Annotated in this window: 8 protein-coding genes; all 8 read right to left on the bottom strand. The window is 73.7% G+C overall.

Annotation, left to right across the window (positions count from 1 at the left end):
• Window positions 1-185: 185 nt before the first annotated feature.
• Genes H5J33_RS14490 through H5J33_RS14455 form a run of 8 tightly spaced genes read right to left on the bottom strand, consistent with a single transcriptional unit; the run spans window position 186 to window position 8,452 of the window.
• Window positions 186-1,466: a methylaspartate mutase gene (locus tag H5J33_RS14490; protein WP_181795322.1), complete on the bottom strand. Its 1,281-nt coding sequence runs from the start codon at window positions 1,464-1,466 to the stop codon at window positions 186-188.
• A complete protein-coding gene (locus H5J33_RS14485; RefSeq protein WP_181795321.1) occupies window positions 1,463-1,915 on the bottom strand; it encodes a cobalamin B12-binding domain-containing protein in 453 nt (150 codons plus the stop codon). The genes H5J33_RS14490 and H5J33_RS14485 overlap by 4 nt, the downstream gene beginning before the upstream one ends.
• Window positions 1,915-3,210 (bottom strand): type III PLP-dependent enzyme, encoded by a 1,296-nt coding sequence (locus tag H5J33_RS14480; protein ID WP_309485403.1) that lies wholly within the window; start codon window positions 3,208-3,210, stop codon window positions 1,915-1,917. The genes H5J33_RS14485 and H5J33_RS14480 overlap by 1 nt, the downstream gene beginning before the upstream one ends.
• A complete protein-coding gene (locus H5J33_RS14475; RefSeq protein WP_181795320.1) occupies window positions 3,207-4,733 on the bottom strand; it encodes a class I adenylate-forming enzyme family protein in 1,527 nt (508 codons plus the stop codon). Before H5J33_RS14475 ends, H5J33_RS14480 begins: the two co-directional genes overlap by 4 nt.
• A complete protein-coding gene (locus tag H5J33_RS14470; protein WP_399552827.1) occupies window positions 4,730-6,298 on the bottom strand; it encodes an AMP-binding protein in 1,569 nt (522 codons plus the stop codon). Before H5J33_RS14470 ends, H5J33_RS14475 begins: the two co-directional genes overlap by 4 nt.
• 13 nt (window positions 6,299-6,311) lie before the next feature.
• The gene (locus H5J33_RS14465) at window positions 6,312-6,563 is read right to left on the bottom strand and encodes a phosphopantetheine-binding protein (protein ID WP_181795319.1); all 252 of its coding nucleotides are present in this window, start codon (window positions 6,561-6,563) and stop codon (window positions 6,312-6,314) included.
• 28 nt (window positions 6,564-6,591) lie between these two features.
• Window positions 6,592-7,527 carry an ACP S-malonyltransferase gene (locus H5J33_RS14460; RefSeq protein ID WP_181795318.1) on the bottom strand — a complete coding sequence of 312 codons (936 nt, stop codon included), beginning with the start codon at window positions 7,525-7,527 and terminating at the stop codon, window positions 6,592-6,594.
• 28 nt (window positions 7,528-7,555) lie between these two features.
• Complete coding sequence (locus H5J33_RS14455) at window positions 7,556-8,452, bottom strand: proline iminopeptidase-family hydrolase (RefSeq protein ID WP_181795317.1); 897 nt, start codon at window positions 8,450-8,452, stop codon at window positions 7,556-7,558.
• Window positions 8,453-8,985 lie beyond the last annotated feature (533 nt).

Below are 8,985 nucleotides of genomic sequence, written 5' to 3'. Positions count from 1 at the left end.
GCGCACCAGGTCGGTCACCAGCGCGCGGTGCCGGGACGGTACGGCCGTGGCGAGCCGTCGTGCCAGAGCTGAGTCGGATCCGGGCCCGTTCATCCACGCATCTCCACTTTCGGCCGACACCGGTTTTCCTCACCTTTTTCCACACCGTAGTGACGGCCTCGGAAAGGCCACACCCTTAACCACCCCTAGGGGCGGCCGTTTTCGACGCTCCGGGTGTTCCGGGGGTCGTATCCGTCGAACGAACGGCGTACGTAGGACAGGGAATCGAGCAGTTCCGCCGCGGTGACGGCGCGGGCCGGGCGTACGTCGGCGATGCCGTTCAGCGGCATCCCGCCGATGTCGGCCCAGGCCAGCCGGCCGTCCGCGGCGATGTAACTCCGGCTGGCTCCGGCGTTGTCCGGATGCAGGCAGTAGGGCACGTCGAGACGTCCCCGGGCGAACGCCGCCAGCAGGGCCGCACCGGGGTCGTCGTCCAGCTCCAGTACGGCGTCCACCAGGGCGGACGCCTCGGCGTAGGTCTGGGTGCCGGTGGCGTCCAGCGGGGCCCGCGGGGTGCGGGCGGCGACCTCGGCCGCGTATTCCAGGGCGGCGACGTTCTCGGCCACCGTGGGAATGCGGCGGGATTCCGCGACGGTTTTCACGATGAGCCGTTCCGAGCCGCTGGCGACGGCGAGTTCGGCCGCTTTCCCGAGTAGCCGGTAGGCGCCCTGTTCCGTTTCCGGATACAGCCCCATGTAGGCGTAGACGACGACATGCCATTCGGCGTCCGGGAGGTGGTGTGCGCACAGGCGGCGCAACGCGGCCACCGCTTCGGCGTCCTGGCCGGGATGGGTCTGCTGGGCGTAGCTGACGGAAATGCTGCGGATGCCGTGCCGGTGGAAGAACAGCGCCTCCAGCACGCTGACGGCGACGAGCAGGCTCGGCGGGCACAACTGGCCGAGGACACAGCCCCCGAAGGTCTCCAGGTGCGGTTCGGCGCCCGACTCGCGGCGGGCGGCGAGCAGCCGGCAGGCGGCGGCCCAGTGGGCGACGGACGCGCGCAGCGGGACGCGGCCGTAGGGCAGGCAGTAGGAGACCGGGCCGCCCTCGGAGGCGTCGAGCCCCACGGCGGTCAGCGCCCGGAAGATGTCCTGGGGCGCGGCGGAGCCGTGCCGGACCTGGACCGGGAACCCGGGGCCGTGGATCCCGTCGAGGACGCCCGTGGTGGTGGCCGGGTCGTGGCTCACGATCGGGTAGCCGTTGAGGGCCACGTCCTCCAGGACGGCCAGGCGTGCCGACTCCAGGTCGCCGACCCGGGTGTAGCTGTCCAGGGTGATCGTGCCGACGGTGGTCGCCCTGGCGTCCCGGGTGGCGAGCAGTCCGGCCCGCATCCGCCGCGGGCTGCTCATCCCCATCCGGGGCTGCACCACCAGCCGGCCGGCGTCGTGAGCCCGGCGCACGAACGCGCCGAACCCGCCGCCGGTCACACCAGGGCCCGCTGCGGCAGCGCGCCGAGCATCCGCCGGAAGGCGGCGACGCCCTCGGCGCTGTCGTCGAACACCGCGTCGTACCCGGCGGCACGCAGCGCGGCCACCTCCTCGGCACCGCAGGGTCCGGCGATGCCGAGCTTGCCGCCGATGACGGCGGGCACCGCGGCGAGGGCGGGGTGTTCGCGCAGCCGGGTGACGGTCCGCATGCCGTCGTGGTAACCGTGGCCGTTGACGCTGCTGACCACGATGAGCGCGGGGCGGTGTGCGAGGGCCTCGGCGATGAGCAGGTCCTCGGGGACGCAGGGGCCGAGGTTGACCACGCGGTGTCCGTGCTCCTCGAGCAGGAGCTGGAGGTAGACGAGGTTCCAGGTGTGGGAGTCGGAGATGCCTCCGGCCACCAGCACGGGCCGGTCGCCGGGACCGGGGGTGTTCGGGATGGGGCTCATCACAGGGCCTGTCCGTGGTCGTAGGTGCGGGTGTGCTCGATGCGGGAGACGGACACGAGGTCGTCGCCGCGTACGACGATCTCGGCGGGCGCGGGCCGGCCGAGGAACATCAGCAGGCTGGCCGTCGGGCCGTAGGCACCGGCGTTGGGGACGGTGAGCAGGCCGCCTGGGGCGAGCGGGGGCAGCGGGACGCCCCGGCCGAGCAGGTCGCCCGGGGTGCACAGCGGCCCGGCCAGGCTCGCCGGGGTGCCGTCGGCGCCCACGGACTCGTGGGGTTCGACGGACACGGGCAGGATGCGGCCGAGCCCGGACATGCCGCCGAAGGTGTTGATGCCGGCGTCGAGGACGAGGTAGCGGTGGTCGCGGCTGTCCTTGACGTTGACGACGGAGGTGAGCAGGGTGCCGCTGTCGGCGACCAGGTAGCGGCCCGACTCGCAGGCGACCCGGGGGGCGCCCGTCCGCCAGCCGGGGAAGTGCTCGTCCAGCGTGCCGGCGAGGGCGTCGCGCAGTTCCCGGTAGACGGGCCGGGCGCCCTGCACGGCGTAGGGGGCGGCGAATCCGCCGCCGATGTCGAGGAACCGGAAGGTCACGCCGAGGTCCTGCTGGAGGGCGGCGGCGGTGGCGACCGTGTGCCGGAACTCGGCGATCAGGCTCGCCTCGTCCTTGGCGTTGCTGAGCGGGAAGAAGTGCAGTCCGGCGACGCGGGTGCCCGGGACCTCGCGCAGCTCGGCGGCGAGGCCGGGCAGGGTCTCGCTGTCGAAGCCGAACTGCGAGGGCACGCCGGTCATGCGGATGCCGGTGGCCGCCGCGCCGGTGGCGTTGTTGACGCGGAGCAGGCAGTCGGCGGTCAGGCCCAGCTTCAGCGCGGTCTCGCCGACGCGGCGCAGGTCGCCGAGGGACTCGGTGGAGAACAGGCGGACGCCCCGGGTCAGCGCCTCGGCCAGTTCGGCGGTGGTCTTGCCGGGTCCGGTGTACAGGATCCGGTCCCCGGGGAAGCCGGCCCGCAAGGCGGCGTCGAGTTCGCCGACGGAGCTGATCTCGGCGCGGCAGCCGCCGGTGCGCAGTTCGCGCAGCAGCTCGGGGTGGGGGTTGGCCTTGGCGGCGTAGAACACCTCGACCTCGGCGGGCAGCGCGGCGAACAGGTCGTCGCGGGCCGCCGCGACCCGGTTGAGGTCGTAGACGTAGGCCGGGGTGCCGAAGCGCCCGGCGAGCTCGGCGGCTCGCGTGTGACGGTCGCGTCCGGCCGGCCCGTCGGTCGTCGGGTGGTCGCGCCCGGTCGGCTCCGTGGCGGTCACGTGGTGGCTCCTTCCAGGAGGCGGGCGAGCGCCTTGCGGTCGTGCTTGCCGTGCTGGGTGAGCGGCAGTTCGTCGACGACCCGGCTCGCGGTGGGCACCTTGGCGCGCTCCAGCCGCAGCGACAGCTCCTTGAGCAGGGTGTGCGGGTCGATGTCGCCCTCGGCGAACACCGCGAGGGGGCGGTCCTCGGCGGGCGGCAGGACGGCGGCGGCGCGGACACCGGGGACGTCGGTGGCGGCGGCCTCGATCTCGGTGGTGCTCATGCGGACGCCCTTGTGTTTGAACATGTCGTCGCGGCGGCCCTCGTAGTAGAGGAAGCCGTCCTCGTCCACATGGCCGAAGTCGCCGGTGTGCAGCCGCAGTCCGCCGCCGGGGGCGGGCCGGAAGGCGCGGGCGGTCTGCTCCGGGGCCCGCCAGTAGCCGGGCATGACGTGCGGTCCCTCGACCACGATCTCGCCGGTCCGCCAGGGCGGCAGCGGCCGGCCCTCGTCGTCCACGGCGAACGCGCGGGTGCCGGGCAGCGGACGGCCGACCGAGTGGGGTTTGGCGTCCTGGAAGGCGGGCGGCAGCACGGAGACGCGCTTGCACTCGGTCTGCCCGAACTGGACGACCACCTCGGCGCCGGGGAACGCGGTGCGCAGGGCGTCGGCGGTGGACTTCGGCAGCGCGGCACCGGTGTTGGTGAACAGGCGCACCCGGGACCCGCCGGCGGGTTCGCGGGCGGCGAGGGCGCAGATCATGGTGGCCAGGGACGGCACGACCGGGACGACGGTGGCGCCGGTCTCCCGGATGCGGCGCAGCAGCACCAGGTCCGACTCGCCGTCGGCGAGGACGAGTTCGCTGCGGCCGGCGGCGGTGAGCAGCACCTTGTACAGGCCGTAGTCCCAGGAGATCGGAAAGCGGCAGAACACCACGTCGTCGGGGCGGTAGCCGAGTTCCAGGCCGATGGCCTCGGTGGCGAACACCATCCGGCCGTGCGGGCAGATCACCGCCTTGGGTGCGGCGGTGGAGCCCGAGGTGTAGACGAGGACGGCGATGTCGTCGGCGCCGACCGGCACTTCGGCCGGGCGGACCTCGCGCTCGCGCAGCTCGGTGATCTCCTCCCAGGCCGGGCCGAGCCCGAGGACCGGCACCTCGCCGGCCAGGGCGCCGATCCGGTCCACGGCCGGGTCGGCGACGACGATCAGCGCGGGCTCGGCGTTCTCCACGACCGCCCGCAGGTGGAAGTCCTTCATACCGGTGTTGACGGGGACGAGGACCGCGCCCCGGCGCGCGGTGCCGTACAGCAGCGCGACGAGTTCCCGGGTGCTGGGCAGCTGGACCAGGACCCGGTCGCCGTGGCCGATGCCCCGCGCGCGCAGCCAGGCGTCGACGGCGTGGCTGTGGGCGGTCAGTTCCCGGTACGTCCAGCGGCCCGTGCCGTCGGTGACCGCCCAGGCGCCGGGGCACTCGGCGGTGGCCTCGTCGAGCAGGTCGTGCACCCGGGCGTCGGTGCGGGCCGGCACTGTCGGTTGACCGTTCACTGCGACTCCTGCCGCCTTTCGTGTGTGCCTCCGGCCGGCTGCCGCATGGCCGCGGCCCGGGAGGCGAGCTTCCTGCGGTCGGTCTTGCGGTTGGCGTTGAGCGGGAGGGTGTCCAGGTGGTGGTAGGCGCGCGGGACGACGGCGGCCGGCAGCAGCTCGCGCAGATGGCGGGCGAGCCGGGCGGGCGGCACGGGCGCGCCGGTGTGGAACACGGCGAGTTCCACGGTGCCGTCGACGGGTACGGCCACGGTCACGGCGTCCTCGACGCCGGGGCAGGTGCGGGCGGCGGCGTCCACCTCGGCCAGCTCGACCCGGATGCCGTGCACCTGGACCTGTGCGTCCTTGCGGCCCAGGTAGTGCCAGCCGCCGCCGGCGGCGCGCCGGACCCGGTCCCCGGTGCGGTAGTAGCGCCGGCCGTCGTGTTCCAGGAACCGTCCGGCGTCGTCGGCCGGGTCGAGATAGCCGGGCGTCAACTGGGGCCCGGCGACGCACAGTTCGCCTTCGTCGCCGGTGCCGGGCAGGCCGGAGGGGTCGAGCAGCAGGGTGTCGTGGCCGGGGTGGACGGCGCCGATGGGCACCATGTCGTTGGGGTGGCGTCCCGGTGTCCAGCGGTGCGCGGTGATGGTGATGGTCAGCTCGGTGGGGCCGTAGAGGTTCTCCAGCGCGGCGCCCGGCGCGGCGGCGGCCCAGTCCTCGGCGTCCTTGCAGCCGAGCGCCTCCCCGGCGAAGAAGCTCCAGCGCAGCGAGCCCAGTGCGCCCGGGGCGAGCCCGCCGGTGCGGCGGACCAGGGTGATCGCGCTGGGCGTGGAGAACCACACGGTCATGCCCCGTTCGGCCACGAACTCCGGCAGGCGCGCGTACGCCCGGGCGGGGACGGGGACGACGGCGGCCCCGGCGCCCCAGGCGCAGAACAGGTCGAACATCGCGCAGTCGAAGTTGAGGTCGAAGGTCTGCGAGAAGACGTCGTGCGGCCCGAAGTCGTAGCGCCGGTCGAGCAGTCGGAAGTAGTGGGCGGTGTTGGCGTGGGTGACCGGCACGCCCTTGGGCCGGCCGGTGGAGCCGGAGGTGAACAGCACGTAGGCGATGTCGGAGGGCCGGGCGGGCTGGGGTGCCTTCAGGGCGCTGTCCGGGTCGAGGGCGAGCGCCGGCATGGGCTGCCCGCCGGGCGCGAACAGGGTCGGCAGCCGTACGCCGTCCTCGTGCAGCGCGGTCAGGGCGGGCAGGGCGTCGTCGTCGGCGAGCAGCGCGCCGACCCCGGCGGCCTCGATCATCCGCCGGGTGCGGGCGGCGGGGAAGGCCGGCTGGAGGGGGACGACGGTGACGCCGCTGTACAGGCCGGCCAGCAGGGTGGCGTACGCCGTGGGTCCCTTGCCGGCCAGCACGCCCACGGCGGGCGGCCGGCCGGGGAGCCCGGCGAGCAGCGAACCGGCCCGGACCAGGGCGAGTTCGTGCAGTTCGCGGTAGGTGAGATCGACGCCGTCGGCGTGCAGCGCGGGCCGGTCGGGGGCGAGGGCCAGGCCGCGCGCGAACCGGCCGGACAGCGTGCCGTCCACGGTGGGGTCCACGGTGACCGCCCCGTCAGCCCGTGGTGCTCTGCAGCATGCCCCGCAGGGTGTCCCACAGCACACCGGCGGTGCGGAAGGTGTCCATGGTCAGCGCGCTGTCGCGGAAGCGGACCTGGTAGTCCTCCTCGAGGGTGCCGAGGAGCTGCACGGTGCCGAGCGAGTCCAGGCCGAGGTCCTTCAGGTCGGACTCCGGCGTCAGCTCCTCCTGCGGCGGCAGGAACGGCAGGAAGGGGCGGAGTATGTGTTCGAACCGGTCGTCCCACATGGGGGCCTCCAACGAGTCGGGCGGGGGTTCAGGCGGCGCGGGTACGGCGCCGGGGGGTCATCGCCAGCCGTGGCTGGGCGGCGACGACGTCGAACTGGCGGATGGTGCGCGGCACCCGGCCGAACAGGCTGTCCGGTCCGGCGACGCACAGCCGGCGCACGCCGGCGTCCTTCAGGGCGGTGGTGACGCTCGGCCAGTCCATCGGGTGGTCGAAGCCGTCGAGGAGCATGGTGCGCAGTTCCTCACCGGTGCGCAGGACCCGGCCGTCCTGGTCGGCGACGACGGGGAGCCTCGGGTCGGCGAAGGTGTAGCGGGACACCACCTCGCGGGCGGCCTTCTCGCGCAGCGGCCGGAACGCCGAGGCGTGCATGGGGGGCCGCATGGTGTACAGGGGGAGGCTGCCGATGGCGCGCAGCCGCTCCTCCATCCAGCTCACCCGGTGCTCGGAGAGGGACACCATGAAGAAGCCGTCGTCGATGCGGCAGGAGATCTCGTGCCACTCCCCCGCCTCGTCCAGTTCGGCGAGGATCGCGTCGAGTCCGTCGCGCGGGGCGCGGACGAAGGACAGGGTGACGATGTCCCGGTGCTCGGTGGCGAAGTACTCCTCCAGGCAGCGGGCGATCTCGGCGGTCAGGCGGACGGCGTCGGGCAGTTCCAGCGCGCCGGTGTAGGCGAGGGCCGCCTTCTCGCCGAAGCTGGGCCCGGCGACGATGCCGGGTTCCACCCCGAGGTGTCGCCCGGCCCAGTGGGCGCAGGCCAGGCAGTTGACGAAGAACGCGACCTGGGCGGCCTCCGAGTAGTCGCCCGGGGAGGTGCGGAAGGCGTCCACGAGGGAGTAGCCGAGGGCGTCGTCGGCCACGGCGACCAGGTCCCGGGCGATGGGGTCGGCCACCATGAACCTGCCCACCTCGGCGAACGGTACGGGTCCCATGCCGGGGAAGACGAGGGCGGTGTCGTGTGCCATGGCCGAGTCCCCTTTCACAGCTCTCGGTTCACAGGCTCTTGAGGAAGTCGGTCAGCACCGCGCGGAACCGCTCGGGCTCCTCCAGGTGCGGAAGGTGGCTGGACTCCTCGAAGATCTCCCAGCGGGCTCCGGGGATCTCGTCGTGGTACGGCTGGACGACGGCCGGTGTGGCCTCGTCGTGGCGTCCGCTGATCAGCAGGGTCGGGGTGCGGACGCGGTGCAGGTCGTCGACGATCGACCAGTCCTTCAGGGAGCCGATGACGTGGAACTCGTTGGGGCCGTTCATCGCGTAGTAGACCGTGGGGTCGTTGTAGATCTCCATGAAGGAGGACAGGAAGTCCCGGGGCCAGGGCGTCACCCGGCACACATGGCGGTCGTAGAAGACCCGCATGGCGGCGAGGTACTCCTCGCTGTCGTAGGTGCCGGCCGCCTCGTGCCGTCGCAGGGTGTCCTCCACCCCCGGCGGGAGCGCGGCGCGCAGCCGGGCCATCTCCTCGAGCCACAGCGGGTAGGAGGCGGGCGCGTTGGCGACGACCAGGCCGCGCAGTCCGGGCGGGGCGGTCATGGCGTGCCGGGCGCACAGCGGACCGCCCCAGCTCTGGCCGAACAGCACGTAGTCGTCGGCGATCCCCAACCGCTCGACCAGGTTGGCCAGTTCCTCCTCGAACAGCTCCACGGTCCAGAACCCGGGTTCCTTGTCCGGGAGGTGGGTCGAGCCGCCGTTGCCGAGCTGGTCGTAGTGGACGACGGGCCAGCCGTCCTCGGCGAGCCGGGCGAGCGGCAGCAGGTAGTCGTGGGTGCTGCCGGGCCCGCCGTGCACGGCGACGACCGCCGGCCGTCCCGCGCCGAGCTCACCGGTCACCCGGTACCAGGTCCGGTACTCCCCGAAGGGGACGGTGCCCTTCGCGCTGGCTTCCGGGGACACACTGATCACCTCTGCTCGCTGCGGGACGGAACGGCGGCCGGGCACGGACACCGGCCGGGACCGGGGAGAGCCGGGCACGGTACCTTCACCGTCTCCGCCACGTTCCGCAGCCGACGCTAACGGCCCCCGCCCCGCCACCGGACCCCTAACCGCCCCTAGGCGGTGTGGCGGGGGCTGGGGGTGTACCGGGGGGCGAGTTGTGCGACGGCCCGGGGGCCGGGGTGACGTGGGTGAGCCGGAGGGTGCGCTCTTCCGGCACCCGCGTCCGGCTCGACGACGGGGTGACGCGGTGGGCGGACGCGGCCCTTCCGGCAGCCGCGTCCGGCCCGGTAGCGGGAGGACGGCGAGCGGGCGCGGATCTTTCGCCAGTCCCCTCCGACACGGCAGCAAGGCCCCGGGCGCGAGCGGAGACGCACCCTCCGGCACCCGCGTCCGACGCGATGCCAAGGCCACGCGGACAAGTGGAGACGAGCCCTCCGCCAGCCACGCCCGTCACCGCACGAAGGCCACACGCAGGCGGGCCACGCCGGTCC

The organism is Streptomyces sp. WELS2, assembly GCF_013870595.1.
Taxonomy (GTDB): Bacteria; Actinomycetota; Actinomycetes; order Streptomycetales; family Streptomycetaceae; genus Streptomyces.
The sequence above is the reverse complement of the archived record's forward strand: the minus strand, read 5'-3'. Positions and strand labels throughout refer to the sequence as shown.